Below are 15,462 nucleotides of genomic sequence, written 5' to 3'. Positions count from 1 at the left end.
CGGGGCGCCCGCTGATGTCAAGCGGCCAAGGGCTGCTGCGCGCGGACGAGCTGCAGGTACTCGCCAAAGCCACTGGCCTGCCGATAGGCCAGCCGCGCCGCGCGAAAGCCCTGGCCGTAGATCTCGTTCGGGTCGCGCAGGGCGCGCAGGCGCAGCTCGTCGGCCAGCGCGCTGCCCGGGTGCACGGCCAGCAGCAGGTAGCCCCAGAGGTTGGCTGTGCCTTCCTCCAGTTCATGCGGCAGCCGCAGGCCCTGGGCGCGGCAGTACACATGAAAGGCCTCGTGCGCCAGCACGTCGGCGGCCTGCAGCGCGGGCAGGCCTTGCAGCAGGCACACCTCGGCCCGCACCAGGCGGGGGCCATGGGCCGGTGGCGAGGCATGCGCCCAGGTGCGGGCCTCGCCCTGCTGCTGGCGGCCGTTGTGGGCCGGCCACTCGGCGGGCGACATCAGGCGCAGCTCGCCGGGTTGCAGCCACTGCTCCAGCGCCAGGCCCAGGTGCAGGCGCAAGAAGCCCTGCACCTGCCGGTACAGCCAGGGCAACTGGTGGGCGTGGTCCACCGGCGTGGCGGCGCAGGTGCTGCACCACCACTGCAGGTGCGGGCTGGCCGGTGCACGGGGCGGGCGCTGCACGGCGGCGCCACACAGGCGGCAGCGCGGCGGGGCGGCGTGCTCAACCATGGGCCACCTGGAACTCGGTGCGGCCCAGGCGCAGCCGGTCGCCCGGCACCAGCACCACCGCCGACGAGGGCGGGATGTGCTCCCAGCCCTGGCCACGGTCGCGGTGGCTGGTGCCAAAACTGGAGCGGTCGGTGAAGCGCAGCATCGGCCCCATGCGCTGCAGCACCGCATGGCGGCTGCTGATGCTGGGGTCGCCGCCCAGCTCGGCGCGGCCCACGGTCAGCGCGCCCTGGGCCACGGGCACGCGCACACCGGGGCCTTGCAGCACCGGCACCGGCATGGGCTGCTGGCAGTGCGGGCAGTCGCGCAGCAGCGCGTCGGCAAACACGGCCTGGCCGCAGTGCGGGCAGCTGAACAGCGTGCGCTCGGCCAGCACCTGGCCCAGCAGGCGGGCAAACTCGCGAGCGCTGGGGCGCAGCGCCGGGTCGCCCTGCCAGGCCTGGCGGATCAGCGACATCAGCGACACCGGCAGCATGCGCGGGTTCAGGTTGCCGGCCTGGCCGCCCGCCAGCGGGTCGCCGTTCCAGCGACCGCTGAGCTTGGCGCGGTGCAGCGCGTCCAGACCCACGGCGCCCATGTTGTCGTCGTCGCCCACCAGCATCAGGTAGGTCAGTGCGTTGGCCGCATAGACATCGGTGGCCAGGCCCACCAGCTGCGCCGCGGGCTGGCGCTGCAGCACGCGCTGACGCAGCTCGGGAGCCATCACCTCGAGGTCGCCCACGAAGGGCGGCGGCGGCAGGCCGGGTTGGCCGGGCAGCACGAAGTTGTCCAGGTCGATCAGCGTCAACCCGTTGGCATTGACCAGGATGTTGCGGCTGCGCAGGTCGCCGTGGGCGATGCCGGCCTCGTGCAGTTGGGCCAGCGCCTCCCACAGCGCGGCCACCACCTGGAAGCCGGCAAAGTAGGCGATCTGACCGGACTCGATCAGCGCTTCCAGCTGATGCGCATCGGGCACCAGCGTGGTGACATAGCCCTGGGCCGCGGCGTCGCGCACCATGGCCAGCGGCAAGGCGGCGGGCAGGCTCAGCTGGCGCTGCTGCGCATGGCGCATCAGCGCCTCGGCACGTTGCAGGTCACTGGCCCGCGAGGGCGAGGCCTTGAACAGCTTGATGGCCACGCGCTCCCCCTGCGGACCCACAGCCTCGAAGACGCTGGCCTGGGCGCCGCAGCCCAGCTCGGGGCCCAGGCGGTAGCGGCGGCCCTGCTCGTCGGTGACGGTGTGGCCGGGTGCGGGTTGGCTCATGGCGCATCTCCCGAGACTGCCGGCGTGAGCAGCACGGCCAGGCTCATGTTGTCGAAGGTGATCGTGCCCTGGCCGTCGCGCTGCTGGCAGCATTCGTCGGTCAGGCCGGCGGCCACGGTCTGCATGGGCATGCTGCAGCCGTAGTGGTGCAGCACGGTCATCATCTGGTCGACGGGCACCGGCTCGAAGCCGTCGCTGGTCAGCGCCACCAGATCGCCGGGCTGGCGGAGATGGCGCCGCACCTCGGCCTCGCCATCGGGCTGCGGGCCCAGCGAGCGGCTGACCCGGTTGCTGGCCGCGCTCGTGTGCGGTTGCAACAGCGGCAGCAGGCTGCCGTCGGCACAGCGCAGCAGGGCCTGACCGTCGCCCTGGTGGCCCAACACGAAGTGCCCGGGCTCGGTGAGCAGCACGATGGCGGTGCTGCGCAGCGCCCCCGGGTCTACGCGGCCATACAGCAGCTTGGACGCGGCGCGGAAACGGCGGTTGACGCGCTCGAAGGCCGCCGCCAGGTGCACGCTCAGGTCAGTGGTGAGGGTGTCGGGCGTGCGGTGCAGCTCCAGGGCCATGGCCAGCGCCGCGAACTTGGACGCCAGCCGGCCGTCCTTCATGCCGCCCAGCCCGTCAAACACCATCAGCACCGGGCCTGACGGGCCCAGCAGGGGGTGATGGCTGACAAAGCCCAACGCGGTGTCTTCGTTCCAGCCCTTCGGCGAGTTGCCAGTCACCGACACCACGCCCGCCGTGGCCGGATCCAGCGGACCGATCGGCAACCCAAGCGCGGTCAGCTCGCGCAGCAGCTGCTCGGGACCGGCGCCACTCTCGGCCAGGCGGCGCGCCAGGTCCAGCAGGTCGGTGGTGGAGACGTGGCGCAGCGGGCCCGCGCCGTCGTGCAGGCCCACCGTGTCGCCCGCGGCGGCGCTGCGCTGCGGGCGAGGCATCAGCGGTGTGGCCGGCGCAGCGGGGGCATCGGGCTGGGCGGTGGGCGCCGCATCAGCTCCGGGGTCGGGCACGTCCCCGTCCTCCTCTGGCGCAACAGGTGGCGCCAAACTCAGCATGATCTCCTGGTAAACCGGCGGCCGCGGCAGGCTGGCCTGCAGGCCGCGCATGATGGCGCCCACCAGCCCGCTGTGGGCCGACGGGGTGCTGTGTGCATCCGGGTGCATGGTGGCTCTCCGAATGGGGGTCAGGCGCTGCGCAGGTCCAGGCCCAGGGCCGCGCCGGGCGCGGTGCCGTCGCGCAATGAATCACGCAGCGTGGCACCCACCTGGGCAAAGAACTCGCGCAGCGAGGCCGCGTCGGCGGCATGCTTGCAGTGCGCCGGGCTGGTGGCCAGGCGGCCCAGCAGGTCCATGTCCGCATCGTCACCGAAACCCACGGTGACGATGGTCACGCCGTCGCGCTTGGCCGCCTCGGCCTCTTGCACCGCCTCGTCCACGAAGCCGGTGCAGCCGTCGCTCATCAGCAGGTAGACCGGCGGCGCCACTTCGTGCTCGCTGGGCTGCGGCGTCCAGGCGCGGCGCAGGCGGTTGGCCTCGCGCAGCGCGCAGCTGACGTCGGTGCCGCCGCGGCCGCTGACCAGCGTGGGGCTGCCCAGGGCCGACGGGCGCTGGTGGTCGGCATGCACGGTGGCGTGGTCGTCAAAGCTGATCAGGCTGATCAGGAAGCCGTCACGAAAGCCCGCCGATCCCAGATGGCCCAGCAGGTCGGCGCCCGCCAGGTTGGCGGCGCTGGCCTTGCTGCCGCCCATGCTGCCGGAGTCGTCCATCTGGAGGAACACGCGCTGGATGCCGCACACCTTGGTGCGGGTCAGCGTGACCGACGGGCCATTGCCCGGCGTGAAGATGCCTTGCCATCCGGGCATCGGCCCGCCGGGCGGCGTGGCGGGCGGCTGGGCGGCCGTGGCGTTGGAGAAGACAGTGCTGGGGTTCATGGCAAGGTCCTTGGGTGTGAAGGTGTCAGGGGTCGGATAGGCGTTGGGCGCAATGGGTTACCGCGCGCCCTCAGGGGTTGGGCAGCGTGTAGCCGGTGGGCTGCAGCTGGCTGATGGGCCCGGCATCGGGCAGGGTGCCGGTGCCGGTCTGCGTGAGCGAGCCCATCAGCGTGCCGGTGAGCTTGTGGGCGATGGCCTGCACCTGCTGCGGCGTAGGCTGGCTGTGCAGCTCCAGAAAACCGATGCCGTAGGCGCCTGCGCCGGTGACGAAGTCTTCGGTGTTGCTGCCGGCCTCGCCCACCACGCAGATGAAGGTGCGCGCATCACGCAGGCGCTCGCCCACCTGCAGCGGGCTCAGGCCCTGGCGGGTGGGCTTGCTGTGGCCGTTGCAGGTCAGCAGCACCGCACGCACCACATCGGGCGACTGGGTGAAGGGGTAGCCCTCCAGCAGCTCGATCAGGGTGTCGCCGAAGGGCTCTTCGGGGTCACCCCCACCGGCACGCACCACGGTCTGCTGCTCGCGCAGCAGCTGGGCGCTGCTGCCGTGGATGACGCGCACCTCGTCGGCCTCGCCATAGTCGCGGTCACGCGCGCCGATGTAGCCAAAGCGCACCTCCAGCGCGGTCTTCTCCAGGGCTTCCAGCGCGGCGCGCGAGGTGTCGGCAATCACCTGGGCGCGGTTGAGCACGCTCTCGGTCAGGTCGTCCACCTGCACCAGCTCGATCTTGACCGGCTTGCGGCCGCCGTTGGCGCGCTGCAGTTGCACCGACGGGCCGCCGGGGGCGAACAGCGCGCCCAAGGGCTGGGTGTGACAGGCCACCTGCAGCATGGGAGGCGTGAGCGCCTGCCTGCGGGCCTGCAGCCGGGCCTGCACCTGCTGCAGGCGGGTGTGCAGGCGCTGTTCAAGGGTGTTGAGCATCAGAGGTCCTTTCTTTCGCCGGCAGCGCCGGCAGGTGCAATCCATTCTGGAAACCGACCGTGCCGGCCGGCCGACAAGCGCCGGCCGGTGTGGTCGGCGGCGTTCAGGCGCCGTCCATCACGCGCTCGCTGCCGCGGCGCGCGGCCTGGGCGGGCGCCACGCTGGGCGCCGCAGGTGCGGCGGTCGGAGCCTTGGCAACCGTACTGGTGGCACGCAGGCAGCGGTCCAGCGCCTGGCTGATCTGCTGCGCCTGCTGCGTCACCCACTTGGCATTGCCGGCCTGGCGCGCCTCGGCCGGGTTGGCCAGCACGGCCACCTGCAGGCGCATCGCCGGCACGCTGGCGGCGTTCAGCACTGCCAGATCGTCCTGGCGCTGCACGCCCAGCGACACGTCCAGCAGCGGCCGCATCGGCACCACCGCGGCCGCGTGCGGACGACCGCCCTTGACCAGCGCCTGAGCCACGCCGCGGGCGCAGCCCAGGGCCACCGGGTCGGCGGCCTGGCGGCCAGCCAGCGCCACCTTGAAGCCGCTGGCGCCCTGGGCCTGCTGCCGCTGGGCATCGGTCAGCGTCTCGTGGTTGACCGACAGCAGCAGGTCACTGCCCTCGGCGGCGCGGGCCCGCTGCGCCGGGCTCAGGCCCGGCGGGATGGCCAGCACCGTGACCTGCTGCAGCATCAGCTCGCGCGCCAGTGCCGAGCCCAGCGCCTGGTTCAGCCGGAACTCGGCCTGACCCGGCTCGCCCGCCGGCTGACGGCCGATGTCGATGGCCACGCGCAGCAGACGGCCGCTGCGGGCCGGCTGGGCGGACTGGGCCGCGTTGGAGGGCGTGACGGCACTGGCGGCCGGCGTGGCCATCGGCGCACGCGCCAGCTTGGGGCTCGATGCCGCCGGGGCCGCTGCCGCCGGGGCGGCTTGTAGCGGATGGCAGAACAGCGCCAGCGTGGCGGCCATCATCAGAGGAGAGAGGTGTCGCTTCATGATCAAGCTCCGGTGTCGAAAGGGCGGCGGCGCCGCGGGGGCCGGGACCTCAAGGCTGCTTCCCGGGTGTGCCCATTCGAACAAGCGCGCCGCGCTTTGGGCCGACAAACTCCGGCAAGCTGCCGCCCGCAGCCAGGCCCGTCGGCAACGATCGGGCGGCGGCTGCGGTGCCCCCGCGATCGCCTCATCGAAACTGCGGATGCAACGCATCGCTGCACGGGCGAGACTGGGGGAGCCTGCCTCTCGACAAGGAGTCCCCCTGTGGCCGCCCACCTCCGCTCCCACCCCACCCTGCTGGCCGTTGCCGCGTCGCTGCTGATCAGCGGTTGCGCGGTGAATCCGATGGTTCAGCGGCCGACCGTCGCCGCCGAAACGACCGCCAACACTTCCGAACTGGGCCGTGCCATGGACGAGGCGATGGGTCTTCGGGCCGCCTATGAAGACAAGGCCTACGCCCATGTCTCAGATCAGGTGGCGGTGAACAACCTCTTGTTTGGCCTGGGCGTGGCCACCTTCGGTCTGGTCACGGCAGGTGTCCATCGTGATGCATTCACAACCACTGCCGGACTCGGAGGCAGCCTTTACCTCTACTCCACCACCAGCAAGCAAGCCGCCCATCTGACGGCATACCAGGTGGGTATCGGACGGACCAACTGCGCTATCGCCATGGCGCGCGCACAACGCATAGACGACGTAACTCTTTCTGCGCAGGCCTCAGACGCGACCGCACTGCTGGCTGACCTGAAGAAGTTGTCCAAGGCCCTGGTGGACCTGAAAATGCTGGCGTTGGGCCTCCCGTCAAACGACGTCACCCGGCAATACGCTGACCAGCGAATCACCGCCGCGCAGGCGGTTCACGACAAGTCAGTGGTGGTCCAGACGAAGGCTGAGGATCTGTCCGAACGGAACAAGAAGGTGGCGTCGTCGTTGAGGGCCACGACCGACAGCATTCGTTCTGCAGTCAACCAGATGGCGGCCATGGGCACGCCTGAGCCCGCGGCCGTTTTGGCAGCACTCAAGAACTTGGCCAGTGTCGTCGGGGGATTCGGTAGCGCCGTTGGGGTGACCGCACCCACAGCGGCTTCCGCAGCTTCAGGGAGCAGCCAAAGCACAAACGAACTGCCCTCCGGCACGGAAGACACGAAGAAGGGGACCCAGACCACTGGGGTCACGACTGAAAAAGTGCAGCAAGTCCGCGATGCCGTCATTGCGCTGGCAGAGACTCAATTGGTCGTTGAGGTCCGTGCAGAGCAGATGTCCAAGCGGGCCTCTCGGCTGGCAGCGGATGCGTCACCAGAGGACTGGACGAAGTGTGTGCCAAGCGGGCAGGAAACCGCCCTGGTCCCCAGCGCCACAGAGTTGTTGTTCACGGCCAACCCTTCGGCAGACCAGAGTCAGAAGTTCTACGTCAGTGGCGGCAGCACGCCTCTGTACGGACACATCACTTCAGAGCCCAGTTATGGCATCGAGGTCATTGCCCCCCAACTTGATGACAGAGGGTTCATTGTCAAAGTACCCAAGACAGTGGTCGGTCCGCATGACCTGCGTATCGAATTGGCGGACTCATCGACACCGCGCCAACGCAAGCAGATCAGCCTGAAGATCGCAGCAGCCGCTGCGCCGGCCGGTACCAACGAGTCGGCCATGGACCTCAGCAAACCGCTCACCAGTGCGCTGGAGGCCGCGAAAAAGGCCAATTCGACGTTCAAGGTCGGTACTGGAGCGGCGGCTGTGACGATGAAGGTCCAGGACAGTCGCCAGGATGCGTCAGGGTTCGCGGTGAAATTGGCGTGCACACCCGGCGCCAAGAGCGCCAGCTATACCCAGCAGCAGACACGTACGGCTTTGCTTGGTCATCTCCAGGCACAGCACAGGCTCAGTGCGTCTGTCGCGAGTGCTCTGAATGCCATGGGGGCCAGGCTCAGTATGCTGGACGGCGGCGCAGGATGCGTGAAGTGAATCCCCGTCGACCTGCCGCGGCCGCCAGGCGGCGGGCCGCATCGCGCGGTTGGGAGCAATTGAACGCCCAGCCTGATGAGGCCATGCTGTTGGAGGCCCGCAAGCGCTGGTTGTCACTGCCCGCGACCAGGCAAATGCAGCTGGCTCGCTGTCTGGCCGAGTGCCGACGCGTCGAGTGGGTGCAAAGGGTAAAGCAGGTGGTGGCCGTCGTGTCGGGGCTGCGGCGGCGAAACGACTCAGAGGGCATCGAGCACCTGCACAATGAACCCTGTGTGATCTTCGTGGTCCGGCGCAAGCTCACCGCGGACCAGTTGGCGCGTCAGCCCGCGCAACGCCTGCCAACGGAGCTGCTCACGCCGGTGTCCATCGACGGCCAGGAGCAACCCGTGGCCGTGCCCACCGACGTGCAGGACGAGTCCCGCCTGCTGGGTGGCGTGGCGCAGGGCAGTCTGTCGGTGCTCAGCGAAAACAGCGATGGCGTCAGGTCGCGTGGCGCCCTCGCCTGGGTATTGAAGGTGGGCAGCCAACGCTACGCATTGGCACCGATTCACGTGCTGAGCCCGCTGCCTGCGCTGGACGGTGTGGGCCGAGCGCCGGGCGCACCGACGCGCCCCAGGAAGGACAGCTCACAGACAGTGGCGCGTGCCGCTGACCTGGGTGGCTACCTGCGCGCCGGAAACCAAAGGAGCTTTGACGTGCAACTGGCCGAGGTGCTGAGGCCGAACGCACTGTCGGCCCTCTTTGGTGGCCGGCAGCTGTCCGCCTCACGCCCGTATGTGCGCAACGAACCTGAGTTGGACGCGTTGCTGGCGCAGGGAGGGCAGTTGATCATTGCGGCACCGCGCGACAACCCCTTGCGGGGTGACAGCAGCCTTCTGCCGCTGAGCGCTGAGCGATCCATCCACAGCCATACGCTGTTACTGCCTTTGAGCTACGACTTTGCGAATGGCGTGGTGGATGTGATCCACCACCAGGTGATGGAGTTGCAGGTCCGCTTTGGCGAACGCACCCTGGCCGGTGACAGCGGTTGCGCAGTGTTGCTGCGCAATGACGACGACGACCCCACGCTGGTGGGCATGCACATCGCCGGCAATGTGGACCGGGGCGTGTCCTTCGTGATCCCGATCTGGGACATTCTTGACCCGGCGCGCTACAGCGAGGGCCCTGGTGCACTGCCCAACGGCCCGGTGAGCCTGGTCCTGAGCCCCTGAGACCGCTGTTCAATTGGACGGGCACTGGTGGACCGAAGGCCAATACCAGCACTTCAGCCGCCTCGGCCAGGCCCCGGGCCGCCCGCTGGGCGGCTGGCGGCGGCATGTGGGCAACCCAAGCGCGCCGGCCGCCCGCAGGCTGAACGCCGTCCTGTCACCGGGCCTGCCTTCGGCGGAGCCAGTCGCTCAGCCACCGCCACGGAGATCGGGGTCCTGAATGGGGCGGCCACACACGCACCAAGCGCACGCCGAGCTTGCTGAGGTGGCTGTCGGGGTGGCCGCGGTCGCGGAACGAGGCGCAGCACTGCGCTGCCGTGAGGTCGAACGCCCCGCCCCGCAGGGCACGGAAGCGGTCGTCGCCCGGCTCCACCCGAACGGCCGGCGTGTCGCGCGGCGGCCCGGGCTGCCAGCCCTGGCCCAGTTGCTCGGGCGTGAGGGCGCTGGCGCACCACTCCCACACCTGACCTTGAACATCGGCCAGGCCCAGCGCCGTGATGCCGCGGCTGAACACGCCCACCGGGCTGGGCCGCCCGCAGCGGCTGCGGGCGTGGTTGTAGCGGGTCGGGGCATCGGCGTGGAGTGCAGCAGTGGCGCCTGGTGCGCGCCGCCAGCGCCAGCCGCTGCGCAGGGCCTGGCCAAAGCGGCCCAGTACACCGCGCAGCGGGCCGCGGGCCAGGGCCTCCCACTGCAGCTCGGTGGGCACCTGCAGGGTGGCCCGCTCGCCACGGCAGGGCCGGGGGTCGTCGGCATACAAGGCTTGCGCCCACGCGGCGTAGGCCTGCACGGCCCGGGCGCTGATGCCGGTGATGGGTTGCGCGGGGTTGTTGTAAAGCGGGTCGTGCTGCATCGTCCAGCCGAATCCTTGGGACTGCGCGCTGGGCAGGAACCACTGCCATTCGCCCACCGTGAGCGGCAACCGGCAGGCCAGGAAGCCCGGCAGCCGGACCACCCAGGCGGGCTGCTCGTCCGCAAAGGGCCCGCCGCCGATGGCAAAGCGGCTGAGCCGGCCCGGCCGGCCCACGGCAGCCCACAACACCGGATGCGGGCGCAACCCGGGCTGGAACTGGCCCGGCGCCACCTGCGGGCAGCGGAACTGGTAGCGCAGGTTGTCGCCCAAGGCGCCCAGCATCAGGCCGGCCTGCAGGCGGCGGCGCAGGCGCTGGCCGGGGCCTTGAAAGGCCTGGGCGCGCAAGCGCTGCCAGTGGGCCTGCAGCGGCGCCGGCAGGGGCACGGGGGGTGGCGCGTCCAGCAGGGCCAGCTGGCCGCTGGCGGCCACGCCGGGCGCGCTGGCGGCGCCTGCATCCAGCGCGGTGAGCAGCAGCACGCGGCGCAGGTGCTGCAGCACGTCGTTCGGCGGGGGGCGCTGCTTGGGCGCCAGGGCCGGCGCGGCCCGCTCGCCCCAGGCGCCCTGGGGCTCCAGCCGGGCCTGCAACTGGGGCAGCACGTGCTCCAGCGCCGGCCACAGCGGCGCCACGCCGGGCGTGGCATCGGCCGTGCACAGGGCCTGCAGCCAGGCGGCCAGCCGGTCCTCGGGCAGGCCCAGCAGGGCCAGGCCCAGCACCTCGGCGCCGTCGGCCACCGGGGGCGGGCTCAGGCGGCCATGCTGGGCCTTGAGGCGGCGCAGCAGTTCGTCGTCCAGCCGCTCGCCCAGCCAGGCCCAGAAGCGGGCCTGGAACACGGTATCGAGGCGCTGGGTGACCAGGAACTGCCAGCCGGCGCCGCCGGCCTGCTGGGCATCGCGCCAGGCCTGGCGGCCCAGGCCCAGGCTGTCGCCCACGCCGGTGGTGTCGCCCCACTGCACCAGGTTGGCATGGCAAACGCGTTGCTCGCCTTCGTCGATGAAGGCTAGGGTCCCGTCTGCAAAGTCGGCTGCGCGTGACTCCTCTCTCAGGACGCGCTCCATGAGGGCCAACTCCTGCGCGTCAGCGGCGGGCCTGTCAAAGTTGCCGTTGATGAAGTGCTCGTCCGGCACGCTCAGCCCGTCGCGGGCCAGTTCGTCCCACACGGCCTGGGGCACGGCGCGCCAGGCGCTGGCCTCGGCCTGGTCAAAGGCGGCGATTTCCTCTTCGTCGGTGGCATATGGCAAGGCCGGCGCCTGCAGGCGCTGCAGCAGCCAGGGCGGCAGCGCGGGCTCGCCGGCCAGCAGGTGCAGCGAGGCGAGGTACTCGCCCCAGCTCTGGTGATCGAAGCACCATTCGGTGAAGCCATCGTCCAGCTGCACCAGGCCCAGGTCACGCGCGGCGCGGCCGAAGCGGTGGCGCAGATCGGTGTCGAAATCCACCGCAACTTGGGCAGCAGCCAGCCAGGGCGCCACGCTGGCCCAGGGCTGGGGGTTGGCGGTGCGCTCGCCCGCGGCCTGGCCGGCTTCAGCATCGGCCTTCCATTGGTCCAGCGCCTGCCGCGCCAGGCTGCGCAGCAGCTGGCCCTGCATGGGCAAGGGGCGGGCCCGGCCCAGGCGCCAGGCGTCGTGGTCTTCGATGGCGGCGCGGTCGGCGGCGGTGAGCAGGCGCTGGTCGGCGATGTCGGGGCCGGTTTCCTGCCACACGGTGTGGTCCACCTGGCGGGTGTCGTCTTCCCACTCGGCGTGGCCCAAGCAGCGGCGCAGGCGCAGCCACAGCCAGGCCTGGTACAGCGCGGCGCGGTCGCCCGGCGGGGCCGCAAAGCCGCTGCGCATCAGCTCGCACTGGGCGGCCAGGTGCATGGGCCGGCCGCACAGGGCCACGGCGCCTTTGACGGCGGCCAGGGCCTCCCAGCGCGCGGCGTGCGCCTCGGGCCCGAAGACACCTGCGAGGTAGCGACGGATGTGGGGCTCCTGCCAATCCGTCAGCATGACCTCGAGCACCGGGAAGCTCAAGGTGGCCCGATGGCGCGGTCGCTTGCTCAGCAGCAGCGGCAGGGCGTGGCGCAGCTGGGCCCGCACGGCATCCACCACCGCCCCGGCCCGGTCGCCGCGCTGGCTCATGCGGGCCACGGCCACTTCGTTCAGGCCATCCAGCATCACCCGGGCGCGCAGGCCGTCGTCAAACCAGGCGCCGCGGCCGGCCAGCAGCTGGGCCAGCTCAGGCGGGCCGGCGTCGGCCCAGTGCGCCTGCAGCCAGGCGGGCAGCTCGGCCGTTTCCAGGGCTTCCGGCAGGGCCTTGAGCGGCAGGTAGACCGGCACCTCGCAGGGCGGTTCGTCGGACTCGTCCGGGCGCGGTTCCCAACTGCCGTACTCGTGCTGCAGCAGCCGGCGCGCAGCCTGCTGGAGGTGGTGGCGCAGCAAGGTGCTCTTGCCGGCACCGGCGGGGCCGGTCAGCAGGTAGGCCTGCGGGCGGCTGCTGGCATCGTGCACCTGCAACACCTTGAGCAGGCGGTCGTAGGGGCCGGCGCCCTGCTGGAGCAAGGGAGCGTCGGCGCCCATCGCGTCTTCCGCCACCTCCAGCGGCACCTCCAGGTCGATCTCCACAAAGCGCTGGTGCAGCCTACCGCGCAAGGCCAGGCCACACTGGGCCCAGCAGCGCAGCAGGTATTGGCGCAGCGACTGGGCTGGCTGCGCGGCGACGGCCTTGATCAGTGCGTGTGAAACCGCAGGGGGTTCGTGCCCGGGCGCCACCAGCGCCAGCCACAGCTGCTGCTGCTCAGGGCTGAGGGCGTCGGCCTGGCGCACCAGGTGCTCGGCCACGTGCCACAGGGTGCCAAAGGGTTCGGTGGGCACATCGCCCGGGCGGGCCTGGGGCAGCGGCTGGTCGCGGAACACGCCCAGCGTCAGCGGGTGCGCCGGATCCGCCTGGGCCAGCGCACGGGCCAGCGGCCGCAGCGCCTGGCCCTTTTCCCGCACGCCGCCCACCGGTCCCAGGCCCCAGCCCGGCTCCAGCGTGGCGGTCAGCGCCAGCCGGCGCAGGTGGCGCGGCAGCAGCGGGCGCAGCAGCGGTGCCCAGTCAGGTGGCGCAGCGCCGCGCAGTAGCCACAGCGCGCCCAGCGCGAAGCTGGCGCCGGCCGAGCCGCCGGCCACCACGCCCAGCGCGCCACCGTCCGAGCGGTGCAGGTCCCAGGCGATGGCCAGGTCCTCCAGCGGCCAGGCCGGGCTGCGCACCAGGGTGCGTTGCAGTTGCTGTTGCAGGCGCGCCAGGGTGTCGTCCCACTCGGTGCCCACACGCAACAGCAAGGCACTGCTGGGCGCCGGGGCCAGGCACAGCCGCGCACCGCGGGCCCGCACCAGGCGCAGGCACAGCTCCGCCGGCACGCCTTCAGGGCCCAGGCCCTGAAACGGCCGCTCCACCACCAGCGCCACCGGCAGGCGGCATTCCGGGCCCAGGGCATCCGGCGCGTGCCATGACCGGTAGGGCGCCAGGCGATGGGTGGGTTCGCCCAGGGGGCCTACGGCTGAGGCCTGTTGCAGCCACTGGGCTGCCAGGTCCATGGCCTGCGACAGGTGGGCTTGCGCCAGCGGGCTGTGCGCGGCGGTGCTGGCATCCAGGCCCAGCGTGGCCGGGTTGTCGGCTACCACCAGGCGCTGCCCGGCCAGCAGGGCCTGCACCACCCGCTGCACCTGGCGCTCGGGCCGTTCGGCCCAGGGCACGGTCTGGCCCAAGCCATCCACTGGCGCGGCCAGCTGGGCCAGCACGGGCAGGCTGTTCCGCAAGGTGGCCACCGCCTCGTCCACCCCTGCCAGGCCGGCGGCCAGGTACAGCAGTGGCGGCGGCACGCTGCCCTGGCGAGTGAGCAACTCGCTGTGCCAACCCTCGGCCAAGAGGTTGGGCAGGGCGGCAATCCAGAGGCTCTGGGTCTGGGGCGTCATGGGTGGGCGGGGCACGTGGGTGGACTGATTCTGCCCGCGGCGCGGACTGGCCTGGGTGCCTGCACAGGTTCGGGTTTGCCGGGATTTGTCGGCCACTGGCGCACCGTGATGCCGAGCATGGCAGCACCTGCTGGCGAACTGGCCGTCGCCAGCGGGTTGCCACCCCGACGGCCTTGACAGGACCACACCATGAACAGCATTGACGACGAGATTGCGATCTACTGGGACCTGGACCACCTGCCCACCACCGACGCCGCGCTGGTCCACAGCGCGCTGGCGCTGGCCGGCCTGCTGGGGCCGCTGACGGTGCAGCGTGCGCTGGGCAGCCCGGCCACGCACAACAGCCGCCTGGCCCAGGCCCTGGAGCGCCGCGGCACGGAACTGCTGCTGACCCTGCCCAGCTGCGGGATGACCCCTCGCCCGCCGCTGCAGGCCCTGCACGAGTGCCTGGTGCAGGACCTGTCGCTGCACCCGCGCGTGGGCCGCGTGGTGGTGGTGAGCGCCCAGCGCGACCTGGCGCCGCTCAAGCGCTTTGTGCAGCGTGCCGGCCGCCAATGGCTTCGGCTGCGCGGCGCGCAGCGCGAGCCGGGCAGCCTGCCCTGTGGGCACGCCCCGCTCTTCGCAGCGCGCTGACACCCGCCGGCGCACCGCGCCCGGTCCTCAAGCCTGAGGACGACAAGCGCGCGCAGATCCGAACAATGGGGCCGCACCGCTTCCACACCGGGGGCGGGCACATCCACCAGGAGGCCCCATGCCCCAAACCACGCCCGAACCCACATCGTGGAAGGACCTGCTCGGCGGCGGCGCCGCCGGTGTAGGCACGGTGCTGGTGCTGCTGCCGCTGCTGGCGGTGGTGTTCGGCCTCTCGGGCATGGACGACGTCAAGTCCGTGGGCCTGCCCGTGCTGGCCATCCTGGGCATCATGATCCTGCTGGGCACGCTGGCCCTGGTGGCCATGCTCTACAAGCGGCTGGAGCTGACCGACCCCACACAGCCGTTGGCGTTGCCACAGGGCTCGATGCGCGCGGTGATCGCCTTGTCGCTGATCGTGCTGTTCGCCATCATCTCGATCACGCTGTACCGCAGCACCGCCAAGGGCGGCGGCATCTACAGCGTGAGCAGCCTGACCGAGGACGCGCGCAACGCGCTGCTGCTGCAGTCTGGCGTGCGGGTGCAGGACGTGCTGTTCGACTACTGCACTGACGCAGCCCAGGACAGCGGGGCCATCACGCGCAACACATCAGGCGGCGCGCGCAGTGCAGGCGACGCTGCCAGCGCCGTGGCACAAGAGCGCGCCTGCCCCCGTGAGCATCGCCGTTACCAAGTGAACCTGCGCGCCAGCCCGTCGCCGGAATCGGGCGATCTGGCCAAGCAGTTGCTGGTGCTGGTGGGCACGTTGATGACCTCAGTGACCAGCTTCTACTTTGCGGCGCGCAGCAAGAGCGATGACAAGCCGCCCGAGCCGTCGACCGACAACGCGAACAACACGCCTGGGTCACCCAACGGTGGCCAAGACGCCCAGAGTACCCGCCAGGCCACGCCGGAGGATGTGCGCAAGGACGGAACCAACAGTGGCCAGGCGGACAACGCCGGTGGTAGCAAAGGCGACAACTCGCCGCCGGGCCAAGCGACCTGACCTCTCCTGAACCCGGACCGCCTGCTGTGCAGGCCCGCACGATGACGGCCCTGGACCGCCGCTGGCCAGGCCACCAGCGCCCCGAGAGGAGCCCGGTGCCGTGCGTGAGGACGCGGCATGCCCATTGGGCC

11 protein-coding genes are annotated in these 15,462 nt (G+C 71.3%); 4 read left to right on the top strand and 7 right to left on the bottom strand.

The window, feature by feature from the left end; translation table 11 throughout:
• Nucleotides 1–17: 17 nt before the first annotated feature.
• The 6 genes from KAK07_RS02785 to KAK07_RS02760 form a co-directional block, all read right to left on the bottom strand.
• Nucleotides 18–677, bottom strand: coding sequence for a protein DA1 (locus tag KAK07_RS02785; protein ID WP_210858936.1), 660 nt, complete (start codon nucleotides 675–677; stop codon nucleotides 18–20).
• Entirely contained in the window at nucleotides 670–1,920 is a 1,251-nt protein-coding gene (locus tag KAK07_RS02780; RefSeq protein ID WP_210858935.1) for a protein kinase domain-containing protein, read from the bottom strand. Before KAK07_RS02780 ends, KAK07_RS02785 begins: the two co-directional genes overlap by 8 nt.
• On the bottom strand, nucleotides 1,917–3,083 hold the full coding sequence (locus KAK07_RS02775) for a PP2C family protein-serine/threonine phosphatase (RefSeq protein ID WP_210858933.1): 1,167 nt from the start codon (nucleotides 3,081–3,083) through the stop codon (nucleotides 1,917–1,919). Before KAK07_RS02775 ends, KAK07_RS02780 begins: the two co-directional genes overlap by 4 nt.
• Nucleotides 3,084–3,103: 20 nt before the next feature.
• Complete coding sequence (locus KAK07_RS02770; protein ID WP_210858931.1) at nucleotides 3,104–3,850, bottom strand: vWA domain-containing protein; 747 nt, start codon at nucleotides 3,848–3,850, stop codon at nucleotides 3,104–3,106.
• Nucleotides 3,851–3,920: 70 nt separating this feature from the next.
• A complete protein-coding gene (locus KAK07_RS02765) occupies nucleotides 3,921–4,769 on the bottom strand; it encodes a hypothetical protein (protein ID WP_210858928.1) in 849 nt (282 codons plus the stop codon).
• Nucleotides 4,770–4,872: 103 nt separating this feature from the next.
• Nucleotides 4,873–5,748, bottom strand: a complete 876-nt coding sequence (locus tag KAK07_RS02760; protein WP_210858927.1) for an N-acetylmuramoyl-L-alanine amidase — start codon at nucleotides 5,746–5,748, stop codon at nucleotides 4,873–4,875.
• A gap of 261 nt (nucleotides 5,749–6,009) precedes the next feature.
• On the opposite strand from KAK07_RS02760, the gene KAK07_RS02755 reads away from it, so the two are divergent.
• A complete protein-coding gene (locus KAK07_RS02755) occupies nucleotides 6,010–7,707 on the top strand; it encodes a hypothetical protein (RefSeq protein WP_210858924.1) in 1,698 nt (565 codons plus the stop codon).
• Between the two features lie 83 nt (nucleotides 7,708–7,790).
• Entirely contained in the window at nucleotides 7,791–8,918 is a 1,128-nt protein-coding gene (locus KAK07_RS02750) for a hypothetical protein (RefSeq protein WP_210858922.1), read from the top strand.
• A gap of 154 nt (nucleotides 8,919–9,072) precedes the next feature.
• Here KAK07_RS02750 and KAK07_RS02745 read toward each other — a convergent pair whose 3' ends face one another.
• Nucleotides 9,073–13,695 (bottom strand): formylglycine-generating enzyme family protein, encoded by a 4,623-nt coding sequence (locus tag KAK07_RS02745; protein ID WP_210858920.1) that lies wholly within the window; start codon nucleotides 13,693–13,695, stop codon nucleotides 9,073–9,075.
• A gap of 189 nt (nucleotides 13,696–13,884) precedes the next feature.
• Here KAK07_RS02745 and KAK07_RS02740 point away from each other — a divergent pair, with 189 nt between their 5' ends.
• Together KAK07_RS02740 and KAK07_RS02735 are read left to right on the top strand one after the other, a co-directional pair.
• Nucleotides 13,885–14,328 carry a hypothetical protein gene (locus KAK07_RS02740; RefSeq protein ID WP_210858917.1) on the top strand — a complete coding sequence of 148 codons (444 nt, stop codon included), beginning with the start codon at nucleotides 13,885–13,887 and terminating at the stop codon, nucleotides 14,326–14,328.
• 190 nt (nucleotides 14,329–14,518) lie between these two features.
• Nucleotides 14,519–15,331 carry a hypothetical protein gene (locus KAK07_RS02735; protein ID WP_210858915.1) on the top strand — a complete coding sequence of 271 codons (813 nt, stop codon included), beginning with the start codon at nucleotides 14,519–14,521 and terminating at the stop codon, nucleotides 15,329–15,331.
• The last annotated feature ends 131 nt before the right edge of the window (nucleotides 15,332–15,462 follow it).

The organism is Ideonella alba (genome assembly GCF_018069875.1).
GTDB classification, from domain to species: domain Bacteria; phylum Pseudomonadota; class Gammaproteobacteria; order Burkholderiales; family Burkholderiaceae_C; genus Ideonella; species Ideonella alba.
The sequence above is the reverse complement of the archived record's forward strand: the minus strand, read 5'-3'. Positions and strand labels throughout refer to the sequence as shown.

What these genes read in the sequence shown, in the direction of transcription:
- KAK07_RS02785 (WP_210858936.1), bottom strand. Translation starts at nt 677, where the DNA reads ATGGTTGAGCACGCCGCCCCGCCGCGCTGCCGCCTGTGTGGCGCCGCC.
- KAK07_RS02780 (WP_210858935.1), bottom strand. Translation starts at nt 1,920, where the DNA reads ATGAGCCAACCCGCACCCGGCCACACCGTCACCGACGAGCAGGGCCGC.
- KAK07_RS02775 (WP_210858933.1), bottom strand. Translation starts at nt 3,083, where the DNA reads ATGCACCCGGATGCACACAGCACCCCGTCGGCCCACAGCGGGCTGGTG.
- KAK07_RS02770 (WP_210858931.1), bottom strand. Translation starts at nt 3,850, where the DNA reads ATGAACCCCAGCACTGTCTTCTCCAACGCCACGGCCGCCCAGCCGCCC.
- KAK07_RS02765 (WP_210858928.1), bottom strand. Translation starts at nt 4,769, where the DNA reads ATGCTCAACACCCTTGAACAGCGCCTGCACACCCGCCTGCAGCAGGTG.
- KAK07_RS02760 (WP_210858927.1), bottom strand. Translation starts at nt 5,748, where the DNA reads ATGAAGCGACACCTCTCTCCTCTGATGATGGCCGCCACGCTGGCGCTG.
- KAK07_RS02750 (WP_210858922.1), top strand. Translation starts at nt 7,791, where the DNA reads ATGCTGTTGGAGGCCCGCAAGCGCTGGTTGTCACTGCCCGCGACCAGG.
- KAK07_RS02745 (WP_210858920.1), bottom strand. Translation starts at nt 13,695, where the DNA reads ATGACGCCCCAGACCCAGAGCCTCTGGATTGCCGCCCTGCCCAACCTC.
- KAK07_RS02740 (WP_210858917.1), top strand. Translation starts at nt 13,885, where the DNA reads ATGAACAGCATTGACGACGAGATTGCGATCTACTGGGACCTGGACCAC.